Below are 16,497 nucleotides of genomic sequence, written 5' to 3' on the forward strand. Positions count from 1 at the left end.
TTGAAAAACGTATGCTCATAATATAATTATAACAATGAAAATTAAGGTAGGATTTGGGTTTGATGTTCATCAGATAAAAGAAGGACACCCATTTATTGTTGGTGGTGTACAATTGGAGCATCATGCTGGAGCTTTTGGTCATTCGGATGCTGATGTGTTGGTGCATGCTATCTGTGATGCCATTTTGGGCGCAGCAAACTTGGAAGATATCGGGTATCATTTTCCCAATACAGATATGCGTTGGAAAGGGATTAGTAGCTTGCTGTTGTTGAAAGAGTGTATGGGGTTGATTCAGGCCAAAGGATACCAACTCGGTAACATTGATGCCATGCTTTGCCTTGAAGCACCCAAGATCAAACCTTATATTCCTCAAATGAAGATCAAATTAGCGGAAGTGACCGGTCTAGATATAGATGATATCTCCATTAAGGCAACGACCAACGAAACAATGGGTTTCATTGGTCGGCAAGAGGGGGTTGTCGCCTACGCTGTCTGCTTAATTGAACGTGTTTAATGTCGGATAGGCAAACATTTTCATGGTTTAATGTACACTTTTGAATGAATTAGTAATACCTTTGCCATGAAGCATTCTTTGGCACACTATCTGATAGAGTGGACATTAAAATCATATTGAGGTCTATGTAAGAGGGAATAGCGAAATATCCAATTAAAAAAGATACATACGGATCAAAAGATTGGATATTCCATGTAGCCTTTAAATACAAAATGCAGCACATTCATAAATGCCAATGAAAACAAGCATAGGTGAATAATATTTGCACATGAAATTTAGTAAATAGATGAAACGAGTATCAAAAAAAAAATCAACTTACTGAAGGCGATATTAAACGATATACGTTCAATTTTTGGAAGATCATCATTGGCATTGTAGCCCTTGGATTCCTATTTATATTGAGTATACGTCTTGGGTTATTCGGAAAATTACCTTCGTTTAGCGATTTGGAAAATCCAAAAGCAATTTAGCGTCTGAAGTCATTACGGATGATCATAAAGTATTAGGGACTTATTATGTACAGAACCGGTCGAATGTTAAATACAGTGAATTATCGCCGTATCTGGTTAAAGCGCTCGTATCTACAGAGTAAACGGTTTTATGATCATTCAGGGATAGATTATTCCCGTACGTTTACGGTTATTTTCCATACGCTGACGGGCAATAAGCAAGGGGGAAGTACGATAACACAACAGTTGGCGCTTAATCTTTTTCTGATGGCCGTCAGAAAAACTTTCTAAAACGTATCATTCAGAAATTTCAAGAGTGGGTGACAGCGGTTCGCCTGGAAAGAAATTATACTAAGGACGAAATCGTTACGATGTACTTTAATACAGTGGATTTTGGTGCATACAATACGTTTGGGATAAAATCTGCTGCGCGGACCTATTTCAATACTACGCCAGATAAGCTGACTGCTGACCAGGCTGCACTCTTGGTCGGGATGCTGAAAGGCCCTGGTGCCTATTCGCCGGTGAGATTTCCTGAGAAATCAAAAACACGTCGTAATACGGTATTAAATAATATGGTTGCCGCCAATTTTATTTCAGCGGAAGAAGCATCTAATGCAAAGGAGAAACCACTCGGACTAGAACTCAAGATCGCAAACTATGGTGAGGGATTAGGCCCTTATTTCAGGGCGGTATTAAAAGATCAGATTAAGAAAGAATTTGCTAATCTTAAGATCGTCAGAGCTGACGGTACACCTTATGACTTAGATCGTGATGGATTAAAGATCTATACGACCATCAATATGTCGATGCAACAGTATGCTGAGGATGCCCAAAAGGAATGGATGAAGCAGCTACAATCAAAGTTTTCGGCGCAGTGGAAAAATAGAGATCCGTTCAAAGGTGATAAAGCGAAGTTGTTGATCAGTGGAATGAAACGTTCTGATCGTTACCGCATTTTGCGCGAGGAGGGATTGAACGATGATGAGATCAAAAAGCCTTTAATGTGAAGGTTCCGATGAATATCTTTACCTGGAAGGGCAGTAAGGATACGATGATGACCCCAATGGATTCTATTAAGTACAACAAGTTGATGCTAAGGAATGCAATGATGTCCATGGAGCCAAAAACAGGGCATATTAAAGCTTGGGTCGGCGGTATTGATTTTGACCATTTCAAATACGATCAGGTTAAAATGGGGACACGACAAGTTGGATCCACAGCTAAGCCGTTTACTTATGCGGTCGCTATCGATAATGGTTATTCACCTTGTTATAGTATTCCGAATTACCAACAAACTTACAATGGTTGGACGCCAAGAGGAAATGCACAGGAGGAAATCCGATTACTTTAGCGAAGGCATTAGCTTATTCACAAAATTTTGCGACAGCTTACCTGGTACATGAAGTAGGAGCGGCAGAGGTAGCTGCATTGACTAAACGTATGGGTATAACGAGTGACGTGCCGAATTATCCTTCCATCTCTTTAGGGGCGTACGAAGCATCTGTTTTTGATATGGTTGGTGCTTATTCTGCTTTCGTTAACCAGGGAACCTGGATCGAACCAACAGCGATTTTACGTATTGAAGATAAAAATGGCACACCTATCTATGATAAGGCGCCGAAAGTAGTGAAAGCCCTGAATAGCGAATCTGCTTATATTATTGTGGATATGCTGAAAAAAGTGGTATCTCAGGGTACGGCTCGACGTATTCAATGGAAATATAACCTCACCAATCCGATTGGCGGTAAAACGGGTACAACCAATGATAACTCCGATGCCTGGTTTATTGGTATCACACCAGAACTGGTCACCGGTGTTTGGACAGGGGCAGAAGATCGGGGAATCAGTTTTGACCGAATGGAATATGGGCAGGGGCTGCTGCAGCGATGCCGGTGTTTGCTTTCTTTATGCAAAAAGTCTATAAAGATTCAAATTTAAAATATACAAAAGGTGATTTCGAACAACCTCAGGGTGGACTGACCCGTGTCATTGACTGTAACCAGTATTGGGGCGGTGGTGGCTCTGATGTCGAAGATGGATCTACAGACTCAAGTAGCAAGGAGGATCCGAAACTCAAGGATGATCGTTTGGGATTTTAATTTTAGTATGGAGATAGTAGAATTGAGTATTGAGATTTTGGTTGGACAAACCTGAGACTTACAAGCTGTTTTCACTTTCTTGTTTTGACTTTTCAGATCTGAGTATGGAGACTTTGGTTATACAAGCTTGTTTTTCAAAGATTAAAGCATAAGGGCGCTAGTTCGATAAGCCTATGGCTTATAGGCTGTGTTCGTTTTTTACTTTTAATTTTAAAGTTTTGACATTTGACTATAGAGAAGAATTAAAGAAGATACCTCATCGACCGGGAGTCTATCAATATTTTGATAAACATGATGAATTGATCTATATCGGTAAGGCGAAAGACCTTCGTAACCGAGTAGGGTCATATTTTGTCAATGAAAATCAGTTGAATGGTAAGACCCGTGTTTTGGTTCGTAAGATCAATCGTATTTCTTTTACTATAGTAGATACCGAAATTGATGCTTGGTTGCTTGAGAATTCACTAATCAAGAAACATAAGCCAAAATATAATGTTATGCTCAAAGATGACAAGACCTATCCATGGATTGTCATCAAGAACGAACCCTTTCCTCGTGTTTTTTTGGACCAGGCAATACATTAAGGACGGCTCCCGTTATTATGGGCCGTATCCTTCTGTAAGTATGATGCATATCGTACTGGATCTGATCCGTGAGTTATTTCCGCTTCGGACATGTAACCTTGCGCTTACGCAGGAGAATATCCGAAAGGGAAAATTTAAGATTTGTCTTGAATATCAGATTGGGAATTGTAAAGGGCCTTGTGAAGGCTATCAGTCTGAGGAAGATTATGATCAAAATTTGAGCGATATTAAGGATATTTTAAATGGTAAGATTTCTGTCGTCACCAATAGGTTAAAGGAAGGTATCGCAGCAGCAGCAGCTTCACTGGATTTTGAACGAGCACAATTGATTAAAGCGAAACTCGATAAACTGGATAATTATCAGAGTAAATCGACCGTAGTTAATTCTTCGATTACCAATGTGGATGTATTTAGTATCGCCTCAGACGACGGATATGCCTTTGTAAATTATCTAAAGGTAATGAATGGTGTTATTATTCAGACACAGACGCTGGAAATGAAGCGCCGTTTGGACGAGAGCGAGCAGGAATTGCTGTCACTGGCGATACCTGAAATACGGGAACGGTTCAAAAGCCTGTCGCGGGAGATTATTGTTCCGTTTGAATTGGATATCGAGGAAAATGAGCGGATACGTTTTACGATTCCCAAACTGGGCGAGAAGAAAAAGTTGTTGGAACTGTCTCAGAAAAATGTGGCTTTTTTCAGAAAAGAACGCCTGTTGCAATATGAAAAGCTGAATCCGGATATTCGTACGGAACGTATTTTAAAACAGATGCAGAAAGATCTTCGCATGAATGTGTTGCCACAGCATATCGAATGTTTTGATAACTCCAATATCCAGGAAATTATCCTGTATCGGCTATCGTGGTATTTAAAGATGCAAAGCCTTCAAAAAAGATTATAGACATTTTAATGTGAAAACAGTGGAGGGGCCAAACGATTTTGCGACCATGGAGGAGGCAGTTTTTAGGCGTTACAGGAGATTATTGGACGAAGATCAGCCATTGCCTCAATTGATTATTATCGACGGCGGTAAAGGGCAATTAGGTGCGGCATTGAAGAGTTTGCGTTTATTGGGGATAGAACGTAAAGTAACAGTTATCGGTATCGCCAAGCGACTGGAAGAACTTTTCTATCCCGGAGACCAATATCCGCTGTATTTAGATAAAAAGTCGGAAACCTTAAAAATAATCCAGCATCTGCGTGATGAGGCTCACCGCTTTGGGATCACTTTTCACCGTAATCAGCGTAGTCGGAAGACCTTTGTCTCTGAACTGGAAAATATTCCTGGAATCGGAAAGACAACCGTGGAAAAAGTATTGACTGAATTTAAATCGGTAAAAAGGGTGAAAGAAGCTTCAGATGAGGACCTAAAAAAGTGCTTAATCTGAAACAGATTAAAGCACTTCGTGTATATTTTAGTGAAACGAGCTTATCGAGCTAAGACTTGCACAACCAAAATCTCAATACTCAATTCTACTATCTCAATACTCAATTAATCGTCATAGCCAAAACGTTTAAGGTAGTTCTTTTTGCTTCTCCAATCAGGGATTACCTTAACGAAGAGTTCCAAGAAAACCTTTCCGTCAATAAATTCTTCGATATCCTGACGGGCATAGGTACCTACTTTCTTAATCATTGCACCAGCTTTGCCTATAATAATGTTTTTTTGTGAATCACGTTCGACAATAATCTCTGCGGCGATGCGGGTGATATTTGCTTCCTCTTTGTAGGATGTAACAATGACTTCGGTACTGTAAGGAATCTCCTTGTCGTATAATTTGAATACTTTCTCCCGGATCATCTCAGAAACAAAGAAGCGCATGGACTTGTCTGTCAGTTCATCTTTTTCGTAGTAAGCTTCATGGATCGGCAACTTATCTTTGATGTACTGCATGACAGCCGCTACATTATGATCCAATTTGGCTGAAATAGCAAAGATCGTATCTGGATTTAGTTTCTCTTGCCAGAACTCGATTTTGGCTTTTACTTCTTCTTCAGAAGATTTATCTATTTTGTTGATCAGGACAGCTACTGGAGAGTTCGTCTTACGCAGTTTTTCCAATACGTCATTCTCATCGTATTTCTCGTGGATATCAGTCACAAATAAAATAATGTCCGCATCAATAAGCGATCCCTGGACAAAGTTCATCATTGATTCCTGTAGAGAATAGTTTGGTTTGATGACGCCCGGTGTGTCGGAAAACACAATTTGATGGTCTTCATCGTTTACAATACCGATAATGCGGTGTCTTGTCGTTTGCGCTTTAGGTGTGATGATAGACATCTTTTCACCTACTAAAGCGTTCATTAGGGTGGACTTACCAGCATTTGGCTTTCCGATGATACTTACGAATCCTGCTTTATGTGACATTTTTCTAAATTTTATTAGGATTACAAAGAAACAAAATATATCTTTGTACTCCAATTCGGAAGGATCATAATCTTGTTTTTTCAAAAGAAAAAGCAATTTTGTTCAAAAATATATTGCGGGGTGGAGCAGTTGGTAGCTCGTCGGGCTCATAACCCGAAGGTCACTAGTTCGAGTCTGGTCCCCGCTACTAAAGGAAAGAGCCGGTTTGCAATGACCGGTTCTTTTTAAAGAAACTAAAAATACATTGCGGGGTGGAGCAGTTGGTAGCTCGTCGGGCTCATAACCCGAAGGTCACTAGTTCGAGTCTGGTCCCCGCTACTAAAGGAAAGAGCCGGTTGCAATGACCGGTTCTTTTAAAGAAACTAAAAATACATTGCGGGGTGGAGCAGTTGGTAGCTCGTCGGGCTCATAACCCGAAGGTCACTAGTTCGAGTCTGGTCCCCGCTACTAAAGAGAGAGCCGGTTTGCAATGACCGGTTCTTTTTAAAAAACTAAAAATACATTGCGGGGTGGAGCAGTTGGTAGCTCGTCGGGCTCATAACCCGAAGGTCACTAGTTCGAGTCTGGTCCCCGCTACTAAAGAGAGAGCCGGTTGCAATGACCGGTTCTTTTTAAAGAAACTAAAAATACATTGCGGGGTGGAGCAGTTGGTAGCTCGTCGGGCTCATAACCCGAAGGTCACTAGTTCGAGTCTGGTCCCGCTACTAAAAGAAAAAGCCGAGGTGAAAACCTTGGCTTTTTTCATTTCCTATGGTCGGATAAACAGTTTAATTATATCTTGCAGTTCCACAGCCAATGCACTTGCTTGACACTTCTGAATTAATCATATTACATTTTTTGCATACCCAATGATATGCTTTGCCAGAAAGAGGATCTTGGAGTTGGCTTGTCCCTTGTGCGACTAAATCTACATATCCTTGTTCAGAACCTAAATTCTGTCCATTAATTTTATCGATAACTAGCCTAGCATAAGCACTTTGATTTGGTTTTGAAAAGAGGACTTTCAGACTTAGTTGGTTGGTTCCGGCATGAAGATTGGCTGTAACTGTCTTTCTTGCCTTTTCACCTATCTGAGGTCTCAATATTCCATCAGATAAATAGCCGATATATGAACCAACACCAGTAAATGCAAACTCGAAGGTGTATGTTGCGGCAGTCGGACAAAAAATTTCACCTTCGATAGTAAATTCCCCGTGGGATCTAGGTAAGTCTGTATATTTTGGAATAATGTGAATTCATTGCTCAACGTTAGGTTTGTTTTTCGAAAAGGTGGATCTGTTGTTTTTGCTTGTACGGATAACAAATTTAATAATGTTATCGATAGGATGATTATCCTTATCTTTACTGTTGTTAAATTTTTCATAACTTATTTTTTTATGTTGTTTATATTTCTTTTTCTAATTTAATAGAAATATTCTTGTTTTCAAAAGTTTTTATAATTAAGTTTTAAATATTTTTTTGTATTAATGTTTTTTTACTTAATTTATTATAGTAAATGTTGGTTTATGAAATATTTAAGTTGATTTGGGTGTGCTGGTTGTCGATCTTTTGATTTTTTTGCAATTTCCCCCCTCTTTATACTTAAACTCTTTCCTCCATGTCTTTTCTGGAAAATAGTCTACTGTTTTAAGCATGCATATATATATGACTCAATTATCGAGTGGACTGTGTTATAAATATATGTTTATGCAATCGTTTGTTTGAAATAGCGCAATCGATTTCGTTGTTGTTTAATTTTGATATCCCCATATCTTATTCTAGTTTTAGCATCATGTACCTAAATTTTGATTAGTGCGCTAATCAATTTTTAAACTCTAACTATTAAAATATTATGATTTCAAAGATTCTTAGCAATCACAAGTTGAGTCTGTTATCATTGGCTCTACTTATTGCAGGTAATTCGGCTGAGGCTAATGGTCTTAAATTTCCGGATCACAACATTTTGTTGAATAATGCTGTTTTTCAGCAAAAAATAAACGGAAAAATACAATCGACAGAAGGCCCGTTAGCGGGTGCAACCATTAGTGTCAAAGGTACTTCACGATCTATATCTGCTGGAGCAGATGGAAGTTTTAGCATTGAAGCTAAAAATGGGGACATTTTAGTAATCAATAGTATTGGTTACAAAACAAAAGAAGTGACAGTAGCAGGTCCTGTTGTCAATATTAATCTTGAGACCAATGACGAAGCTTTGGAAGAAGTCGTGGTAACTGGGTATTCGCGCCAGAAGAAAACTGAAGTTTCCGCTTCGGTAGTTTCCATCGATCAAAAACATTAAAAGATGTGAAATCACCTAACGTTTCTACTTTATTGCAAAGTAAAATTGCAGGTGTAGACGTTGTTTCTGGTTCTGAAGACCAGGGTCGAATGCAAACATCCGTGTTAGGGGAAGAAATTCTATTAACTCTAATATTAGTCCTTTATGGGTTGTGGATGGTGTAATTATGCATGGAACTCCAAATATAAATCCAAATGATATTGAGACAGTATCTGTGCTTAAAGATGCTGCTGCAACTACACAATACGGTTCTAGGGGGCTAGTGGTGTTATCGTTGTAACGACCAAAAGAGCTCTGAAGCCCGGAGAGCATCTATTTTCTTTCAATTTATCTTCAGGGATTTCAAAATTTAATCCAGGGAAATTTAAAGTGATGGATTCCCAACAGATGTGGGATCTTTATCAATCCTTTAATAATCAAAATGCAATACCTAATAGTATAAACTCTGATGTTTTGAAGACTGATTTCGATTGGTTGGCTAATGGTACTCAAAATGGCGGAGTTAATGACTTTAGTGCCAACTATTTGGGTAAAACAGAAGAAACATCTATTTATGCAAGTGGGAATTATTACGATGAAAAAGGATCTGTAAAAGGGTATGATTATAATAGGCTTACAGGAAGACTGAATATCGAACATAAATTAACGAAGAACCTTACCTTTAAACCGAAGATTAATGCGTCCTACACAAGCTATAAAGATCGTCAACATTCATTGTATGACATGTATCTTAATATGCCTTGGGATACGCCTTTTTATGCCGATGGTTCTCTGAAAAATACTAAGGTGATGATGATGCTTTGGTATGGTAGAGATAATAATAATTATCTATATGATCTTCAATACAATTATGGAGAAGGCCAAACATTTGATATGCAATCTAATCTTGATTTTTCATTAAAGATTTCGGATAGATTTACATTTGAGTCTATGAATAGTTTGGCATACTATAATCAAACTACGATGTCATATACCGATCCTAAATCAAATTCAGGTCTAGAAAACAAAGGTTCTGTATCTCAATTTTCAGATAAGCGTATTACTCGATTTTTCAATCAAATGTTGAAGTATAATGAACACTTTGGTAAACACGAAGTGTCAGCATTAGCGGCATATGAATATTCGGATTATGTATATACGAGTGTAGGTGCGGCTGGTAAAGGTATATCTGGTGGTTCTAAAATTATAGATAATGCAGCCAATTTCCTATCTCAATCCGGTACGAAAAATGATTATGCGTTTCAATCGGGCCTTATTCAAGTAAATTATAAATACGACGAACGTTATAATTTTCAAGGGTCTTATCGGATAGATGGTGCGTCGCGTTTTGGTGCAAATAATCGATATGGTGGTTTCTTCGCTTTGAGTGGAGCATGGAATATTTATAAAGAGGATTTCTTTCATGTAGATCAAATTAATCTGTTGAGATTGAGAGCTTCTTATGGCGAAGTGGGTAATACACCGACTTCACTCTATGCATCATATTCACTTTATGGATTGAACGGACAGTATAATGGTGAACCAGCTGCTATTCCTAATCAGTATAATAACAGAAATGTTAGTTGGGAGAAGTCTAGAGATGTCAATTTAGGGTTAGAGTTAGGTTTATTTAATCGAATAGATTTAACGGTAGATGCTTACAATAAAAATACGGATGGTCTGCTTTCCTATGTGAGATTTCCTGCTACTGCTGGGTGGGAAGGTTATTGGTATAATATTGGGTCTATTAATAATAAAGGTCTTGAGTTAGCTATTAATGCACGAGTACTCGATCCAGAAAGTCCATTTCAATGGAACATAGGAGCTAATTGGGCGACCAATAAAAATAGAGTGAAAAATCTTAAAGATGGTACAGATGTACCTGCTGGGAACAAACGTTATTCGGAAGGCCGTGATATAGACTCTTGGTATATGCGTAAATGGACCGGTGTTAATGAGGAAAATGGTGCACCTTTATGGGAAGTTGTGGATGCGAACACTGGCGAAATTTCTACTACGTCGAACTATAATAAAGCAACCTTGCAATTTGTGGGTACTTCGACTCCTAAATATCAAGGCGGTATAAATACAAGCTTTTTGTATAAGGGGATTTCCCTGACAGCTACTTTTTCCTATTTACATGGGGCATATGCTTACAATATGGGTAGAGAACTATTTGATTCGGATGGAGCATACCCTTCTTATAATCAGATGGTCTTGTCTGATGGTTGGTCGAGATGGTCACCAACTAATACCGAAGCGACACACCCAGTGGCTTCCTATAATAACAACAGTGGTTCCAATAAAACATCTTCTAGATATTTGGAAGATGCGTCTTTTTTAGGTTAAGGAATGTAACGTTGGCTTATGATTTTAAACCACAGTTATTAAGCAAGCTGAAGTTGAAGAGTGTAAACGTTTTCCTCGCAGCAGACAATTTGTGGTTATCAACAAAGTTTACAGGACTTGATCCAGAAGCAGCTTTATTTGGTGATGCAACTTCACAATATCCATCGCCTAAGCGTGTAATAGCTGGTGTTAACTTTACATTCTAAATTAAATCACATGAAAAATAAACTTTTATATTCATCAATTATATTTTTCTTATTGAGTTCCTGTTCACTTAATAAGGAGCCTTATACAGATTTGACAAACGAGTCAATAGAAAAGACAGAAGGTGCAATCGATGCGTTGAACTTAGGTAATTACCATACATTAAAGAGCTGGGTTGAGAATTGGCACCGGGTTACTGAATATCCGACAGATGAGGTTGCGTTGAGTGGTACTACCACTGATGCATTTTTCTATAACTACAATTATAATCGTATCGTTAATAATGGTCGGGTGAATAGTTACTGGGAAAATTCTTACAAAATTATAGCTGGGACAAATAATATTTTAGGTCAAATAGAAGAAGGTAGTTCAGATAAGAATGATCAGATTATCGCTGAAAATCTTTATTTAAGAAGTTTAATGTATTTCTATCTGACAAATGTTTTTGGACGTCCGTATAATCAGAATCCTGACGCAAATTTAGCGGTTCCACTTAAACTTAATGCGGATCCATTTGAAGTGTTACCGCGTAATACTGTCAAAGAGGTCTATCAGCAACTTGTTTCTGACTTGCTGAAAGCAGAAGCTCTTTTAAATCATATAAAGGAAATATTTATGCGAGTTTATATTCTACTCAAGCTTTATTAGCTCGTGTATATTTATTTATGGGTGAAAATGATAAAGCAGCAAGTTATGCAGATAAAGTAATCAATTCGGGCAAGTTTACGCTATTATCAGGAGATAAGTATACAGATATAGCAAAAGCGGCGCCTGAAAATAATCCAGAAACTATTTTTGCTATCAAATTTCTAAAAGATGTAGATTATTCTGACAATGGATGGTATACAATAGGTTCAATGTATGCGACAATAAATGGAGCAGGGTGGGGCGAAATGTATGCGTCCAGATCTTATTTAGAAGAAGTTCGTAAATATCCTGAAGATGTTCGTTATAGTTTTGTTGAGCCAGTGGTGGCTAAGGCGAATGAGTTACACGCTTATTATGTGGATGATAATTACAAATATAATAGTGTGATCGTGGAGAAGAATGGTTCCGATTATACCTATACTTCAGGTAATAACAAAATAGCTTTAATTAAGGAGTCTAATGGCGCAGGATCCTTTCAATATTATATTGAAATCGGAAATAAAAGGAGAACCGTGTTGATTGATAAGAAATTGGAAGATCGGAATGGTTATCTGAAATATTTTATTCTTAAATGTTCCGGGCAAGAAGGACAAGGCCACCTTTGGTCCCCAGTGATATCTAGATTGGCGGAATTATATCTGATCCGTGCGGAAGCAAATGCGAAATTGGGGCGTACTCAACAAGCGTTAGACGATGTGAATGTTATTCGAAAAAGAGCTGGAATTCCGACTGCGGGATTATGGACAACATCGAATCTTGGAACGAAAACTGCCCTTGATATCGTATTATCAGAACGCAAGCTTGAATTAGCTTGGGAAGGGCATCGGAAGTTCGATGTTTTCAGAAATGGATTTACCCTAGATCGAAGATATCCAGGTACGCATATTGCAAATTCAAATTCTTTTTGACAGTTGAAGCAAAATCAAACGAAGTTATTGATTATATTCCGGAGCAGCAGATTACATTAACACATGGTATTTTGAAGCAAAATCCATAACAATATTTGCTATAAATTATAAATGGCTTTACCTCACGGTAAAGCCATTTTTTTTTTCTGTCTCCATAATCCCTTTTGAATCCGTATCTTTGTACCCTTAACTATAATTTAGCATAAAAGTGCCATCTGCTGTGATAGTGGATGGATCAAATAAAATAAATATGGCAAATATTGTTGCAATTGTTGGTCGTCCAAATGTTGGTAAATCTACCTTATTCAATCGTCTTACGGAAAGTAGAAAAGCGATTGTTGATGACTTTAGCGGAGTGACGCGCGACCGTCATTATGAGACGGCAGAGTGGATCGGAAAGAAATTTACAGTAATCGATACAGGTGGTTTTGTACATGGTTCGGATGATGTCTTTGAAGAAGCAATCCGGGATCAGGTATATATCGCGATTGAAGAAGCGTCAGTCGTTATATTCATGGTAGATGTTACTACTGGTATTACTGATCTGGATGATGAAATCGCTGATATTCTCAGAAGAAGTTCCAAACCTGTATATGTGGTTGCCAACAAAGTTGACCATGCTAAATTGCATCATGAATCAGCCGAATTCTATGCTTTCGGTTTAGGTGAGGTATTTAATATATCTTCTGCTACTGGTTCTGGTACAGGAGAATTACTGGATGCTGTAGTTTCTCACTTTGAAGAGGAGCAAGAAGAAGATGAAGCTTTACCGAAATATACGATCGTAGGTCGCCCAAATGTGGGTAAATCTTCACTTACAAATGCTTTGATCGGTAAAGACCGTAATATTGTAACGCCAATGGCGGGTACAACGCGTGATTCTATCCGTATTCACTACAATCAATATGGACATAATTTCCTTTTGATTGATACCGCTGGTCTTCGTCGTAAGTCAAAAGTAAACGAAGATATCGAGTTCTATTCGGTCATGCGTACCATCAAAGCTCTAGAGGATTCTGATGTGACGATTTTGATGCTGGATGCGCAGGATGGCCTAGAGGCTCAAGATGTAAACATCTTCAATCTGGCAGAAAAGAACCGTAAAGGTATTGTGATTGTCGTCAATAAATGGGATTTGATCGAAAAAGACAACAAGACCATGAAAGCTTTTGAAGACCGTATCCGGGAGAAAATTGCACCGTTTACTGATGTGCCGATTATCTTTACTTCCGTAACTGAAAAACAACGTGTCCTAAAAGTATTGGAAGTGGCTGATAAGGTCTACGCAAACAAAACAAAAAGATCCCGACATCGAAGTTGAATGAAGTGATGTTGGACATTATCGAGAATTATCCGCCACCATCCCTAAAAGGAAAATATATCAAAATTAAATATGTGACACAATTGCCGGGAAGAACACCTATGTTTGCTTTCTTCTGTAATTTGCCACAATACATCAAAGATCCATATAAACGCTTTATCGAAAACAAATTGCGTGAGCACTTTGATTTTACAGGCGTGCCTATTCAAATATATTTCAGACAAAAATAGATTTCCAAGCAGATAACAAACATGGACCATAATCTCTTTTTATACAATACGCTTTCGCGAACAAAAGAAAAATTCGAACCGATTCACCCCAACCTCGTTGGAATATATGTCTGTGGACCTACCGTCTACAGCGATGTGCACTTAGGTAACTGCCGAACTTTTGTTTCTTTTGATTTGATTTTTAGATATCTACGTCATTTGGGCTATAAAGTGCGTTATGTACGGAATATTACAGATGCAGGGCATTTAGAGGGCGATCGTGACGAAGGAGATGACAAGTTTGCGAAAAAGGCTAAATTGGAACAGCTCGAACCAATGGAAATTGTACAGAAATATACCATTGGTTTTCATGATGTTTTGCGCCTGTTTAATACATTGCCCCTAGCATTGAACCTACTGCGACAGGACATATTTCGGAGCAGATCGAAATGATTGAACAGATCATCAATAACGGCTATGCCTACGAAACAAATGGTACTGTCTATTTCGATGTGGAGAAATATGTACAACAGTATGATTATACCGTATTGACCAATCGTAAATTGGAAGATATGTTGAACAATACACGTGAGCTGAGTGGTCAGGATGAGAAAAAGGGCGTTTGGATTTTGCGCTTTGGATCAAGGCTAAGCCGGAAACGATTATGCGCTGGCCAGCTCCTTGGAGTGTTGGATTTCCAGGATGGCACATCGAATGTTCGGCGATGAGTAGGAAGTATTTAGGAGATCAGTTTGATATCCACGGTGGTGGTATGGATCTGGCTGCTACACACCATACCAACGAAATCGCGCAGTCCGAAGCCTGTAATCATACTGCACCTGCCAAATATTGGATGCATACCAATATGTTGACAGTCAATGGTGCACGGATGTCCAAATCTGCAGGAAATGGATTCTTACCAGGTGAATTGTTCACGGGTAACCACCCTTTGTTAAATAGAGGATATTCGCCGATGGCCGTTCGCTTCTTTATGTTGCAGGCTCACTATAGAAGTACATTGGATTTTTCTAATGAAGCACTTGATGCAGCAGATAAGGGCTATAAGCGCTTGATGAGTGCTATTGGACTATTGGATAAACTAAAAGTTTCAAAGGGAGCTGATTCATTCAATCTGGCTGAGATCCGGAATAAATGTTATGCGGCAATGGATGATGATTTCAATAGTCCGGTTTTGATTGCCGAACTGTTTGAGCTTGTGCGGATCATCAATTCCATCTATGACGGCAAAGCAAAGGTATCTGAAGAGGGATTGGAAAAACTAAAAGTTTTCTTGAAAGAGTTTGTGGAGGATATCCTTGGGCTGAGAAATGACCAAGCTTCTGGAACAGATGATATTGATGATGTGATGAATCTGGTGATCAGATTACGCAATGAAGCGAAGGCAAATAAAGATTTTGTCACTTCGGATCGTATCCGTGATGAACTTAATGCAATTGGTATCCAACTGAAAGATAGTAAAGAAGGAACACTTTGGAATAAGATTTGATAGATAAAAGATCGAATTAAAAAAGAGGGAATTAAAGGGAATATTTATTGTTAGAAAGTCTAGATACTTTTGAAACCAAAAGATATTTCCTGTTGCCTCTAAAATAAAACCCGAGTGTAATGAGTTTATTTAAAATAATTAGGATGAACCCTGATAAATAATCATTTGCATATGAATTTTTGGAATAGGTTATCCATTGTTGCGTTAATGAGTACAGTGGGGACAACATTGTACGCACAGATACCCGAAAAAGTAGGTAGCTTACTGCAGGCAGATAAAGATGCTGCCGCATTAGCGAAAGCTTCTACACCGCATCAAGCGTTTTTATCTATTATCGACAAGGAGTCCACATTTTATGTTCCTTCAGCGGTAAATGCATACAATTATCTTAATAATAGACCGAATATTCCAGATGTATTAAATTGGCAGCCTACTTTTGCGCTTGTCGCGAAGAGCTTGGAGTTGGTGTGACATCTGGTTCCCTGGATTTTCAGAAAGTGGGAGCGAGGCTGCGTCACGGTGAGTACTTGACAGTTTGGAAACGTAACAAGAAAGGCAAGTGGTTAGTCGATATTCGTGCCGAAGTAGAAAATAACGGTAAGGATGGTGAATTTGACCTGGAATATATTGAACCAACTGATTCCTGGTACTTAAAGCATCGCTCTAAAGTACGCCTGAACCAACGGGAGGATATTGTACTGGAAACAGATAAGTTGATGTCTACTGTCCTTAAGGCAGACAATCCTACCGCATATAAAGAATTTTTGAGTGAGGATGTTCGCTTTTTGTTTCCTTGGACCAGTCCAATGGAAGGAAAGGACAAAATGATGGCTTATCTGAAGAAACAACGTATGACGATAGAAACAGTGCCGGAGGAGGTCAAACGTTCTTATAGCGGAGATTTTGCCTATACAAAGGGAACTGCAACAGTGCGACAAAAAGATAAAGTTGTCAAGTATAATTATATTCGGGTATGGCAGTTAAGCGAATTAGCGAAGGATGATGTGAAGAAAGCCAACTGGAATATCCTGATAGAAATGATGTTTGAGAAATAAATCAAACGCACGTGAT

The 16,497-nt window shown here is 38.5% G+C and carries 15 protein-coding genes, 5 tRNA genes and 4 pseudogenes; 22 read left to right on the plus strand and 2 right to left on the minus strand.

Translation table 11 applies throughout. From position 1 onward, the window contains the following. The first annotated feature begins 34 nt into the window (after positions 1–34). From ispF to uvrC, 7 genes and pseudogenes are all read left to right on the plus strand, one after another. Complete coding sequence (ispF, locus tag KUH03_RS24175) at positions 35–514, plus strand: 2-C-methyl-D-erythritol 2,4-cyclodiphosphate synthase (RefSeq protein ID WP_223581907.1); 480 nt, start codon at positions 35–37, stop codon at positions 512–514. A gap of 515 nt (positions 515–1,029) precedes the next feature. Beyond that, entirely contained in the window at positions 1,030–1,254 is a 225-nt protein-coding gene (locus tag KUH03_RS49085) for a transglycosylase domain-containing protein (protein ID WP_373564480.1), read from the plus strand. Between the two features lie 29 nt (positions 1,255–1,283). After that, complete coding sequence (locus tag KUH03_RS49090) at positions 1,284–1,973, plus strand: transglycosylase domain-containing protein (RefSeq protein ID WP_373564481.1); 690 nt, start codon at positions 1,284–1,286, stop codon at positions 1,971–1,973. After that, positions 1,970–2,317, plus strand: coding sequence for a penicillin-binding transpeptidase domain-containing protein (locus KUH03_RS49095; RefSeq protein WP_373564482.1), 348 nt, complete (start codon positions 1,970–1,972; stop codon positions 2,315–2,317). Before KUH03_RS49090 ends, KUH03_RS49095 begins: the two co-directional genes overlap by 4 nt. Further along, entirely contained in the window at positions 2,272–2,904 is a 633-nt protein-coding gene (locus tag KUH03_RS49100; protein ID WP_373564483.1) for a penicillin-binding transpeptidase domain-containing protein, read from the plus strand. The genes KUH03_RS49095 and KUH03_RS49100 overlap by 46 nt, the downstream gene beginning before the upstream one ends. Then, positions 2,874–3,065 carry a hypothetical protein gene (locus KUH03_RS49105; RefSeq protein WP_373564484.1) on the plus strand — a complete coding sequence of 64 codons (192 nt, stop codon included), beginning with the start codon at positions 2,874–2,876 and terminating at the stop codon, positions 3,063–3,065. The genes KUH03_RS49100 and KUH03_RS49105 overlap by 31 nt, the downstream gene beginning before the upstream one ends. Positions 3,066–3,238: 173 nt before the next feature. Further along, positions 3,239–5,093, plus strand: a pseudogene (uvrC, locus tag KUH03_RS24185) (excinuclease ABC subunit UvrC). Positions 5,094–5,144: 51 nt separating this feature from the next. On the opposite strand, the gene era reads toward uvrC, so the two are convergent. Continuing rightward, positions 5,145–6,023 (minus strand): GTPase Era, encoded by an 879-nt coding sequence (gene era / locus KUH03_RS24190; protein ID WP_223581911.1) that lies wholly within the window; start codon positions 6,021–6,023, stop codon positions 5,145–5,147. Positions 6,024–6,137: 114 nt separating this feature from the next. On the opposite strand from era, the gene KUH03_RS24195 reads away from it, so the two are divergent. From KUH03_RS24195 to KUH03_RS24215, 5 genes are all read left to right on the plus strand, one after another. Then, a tRNA-Met gene (locus tag KUH03_RS24195) sits at positions 6,138–6,210 on the plus strand. Positions 6,211–6,268: 58 nt separating this feature from the next. Further along, positions 6,269–6,341 (plus strand) — tRNA-Met (locus KUH03_RS24200). Between the two features lie 56 nt (positions 6,342–6,397). Further along, positions 6,398–6,470 (plus strand) — tRNA-Met (locus KUH03_RS24205). A gap of 56 nt (positions 6,471–6,526) precedes the next feature. Then, positions 6,527–6,599, plus strand: a tRNA-Met gene (locus KUH03_RS24210). 57 nt (positions 6,600–6,656) lie between these two features. After that, positions 6,657–6,726: transfer RNA gene (locus tag KUH03_RS24215), tRNA-Met, on the plus strand. 64 nt (positions 6,727–6,790) lie between these two features. Here KUH03_RS24215 and KUH03_RS24220 read toward each other — a convergent pair. After that, positions 6,791–7,105 carry a Ran-binding zinc finger domain-containing protein gene (locus KUH03_RS24220; protein ID WP_257087196.1) on the minus strand — a complete coding sequence of 105 codons (315 nt, stop codon included), beginning with the start codon at positions 7,103–7,105 and terminating at the stop codon, positions 6,791–6,793. A gap of 749 nt (positions 7,106–7,854) precedes the next feature. On the opposite strand from KUH03_RS24220, the gene KUH03_RS24225 reads away from it, so the two are divergent. The 10 genes and pseudogenes from KUH03_RS24225 (at position 7,855) to KUH03_RS24270 (ending at position 16,481) form a co-directional block, all read left to right on the plus strand. After that, positions 7,855–8,301 carry a carboxypeptidase-like regulatory domain-containing protein gene (locus KUH03_RS24225; protein WP_257087197.1) on the plus strand — a complete coding sequence of 149 codons (447 nt, stop codon included), beginning with the start codon at positions 7,855–7,857 and terminating at the stop codon, positions 8,299–8,301. A 91-nt stretch (positions 8,302–8,392) separates the two neighbouring features. Further along, positions 8,393–8,581 (plus strand): annotated as a pseudogene (locus KUH03_RS24230) (TonB-dependent receptor plug domain-containing protein); the annotation flags it as partial. Positions 8,582–8,595: 14 nt separating this feature from the next. Beyond that, positions 8,596–10,629, plus strand: coding sequence for a TonB-dependent receptor (locus KUH03_RS24235; protein ID WP_257097270.1), 2,034 nt, complete (start codon positions 8,596–8,598; stop codon positions 10,627–10,629). An 11-nt stretch (positions 10,630–10,640) separates the two neighbouring features. Then, positions 10,641–10,835 carry a hypothetical protein gene (locus KUH03_RS24240; protein ID WP_257087198.1) on the plus strand — a complete coding sequence of 65 codons (195 nt, stop codon included), beginning with the start codon at positions 10,641–10,643 and terminating at the stop codon, positions 10,833–10,835. Between the two features lie 10 nt (positions 10,836–10,845). Further along, positions 10,846–11,481, plus strand: coding sequence for a RagB/SusD family nutrient uptake outer membrane protein (locus tag KUH03_RS24245; protein ID WP_257087199.1), 636 nt, complete (start codon positions 10,846–10,848; stop codon positions 11,479–11,481). Between the two features lie 17 nt (positions 11,482–11,498). After that, complete coding sequence (locus KUH03_RS24250; RefSeq protein WP_257087200.1) at positions 11,499–12,389, plus strand: RagB/SusD family nutrient uptake outer membrane protein; 891 nt, start codon at positions 11,499–11,501, stop codon at positions 12,387–12,389. Between the two features lie 250 nt (positions 12,390–12,639). Then, positions 12,640–13,940: pseudogene (gene der, locus KUH03_RS24255) on the plus strand (ribosome biogenesis GTPase Der). Positions 13,941–13,961: 21 nt separating this feature from the next. Beyond that, positions 13,962–15,426, plus strand: a pseudogene (cysS, locus tag KUH03_RS24260) (cysteine--tRNA ligase). 171 nt (positions 15,427–15,597) lie between these two features. Next, a complete protein-coding gene (locus KUH03_RS24265) occupies positions 15,598–15,897 on the plus strand; it encodes a hypothetical protein (protein WP_257087201.1) in 300 nt (99 codons plus the stop codon). Continuing rightward, positions 15,894–16,481 (plus strand): nuclear transport factor 2 family protein, encoded by a 588-nt coding sequence (locus KUH03_RS24270; RefSeq protein ID WP_257087202.1) that lies wholly within the window; start codon positions 15,894–15,896, stop codon positions 16,479–16,481. The genes KUH03_RS24265 and KUH03_RS24270 overlap by 4 nt, the downstream gene beginning before the upstream one ends. Positions 16,482–16,497 lie beyond the last annotated feature (16 nt).

This window comes from Sphingobacterium sp. E70 (assembly GCF_019285695.1).
Taxonomy (GTDB): domain Bacteria; phylum Bacteroidota; class Bacteroidia; order Sphingobacteriales; family Sphingobacteriaceae; genus Sphingobacterium; species Sphingobacterium detergens.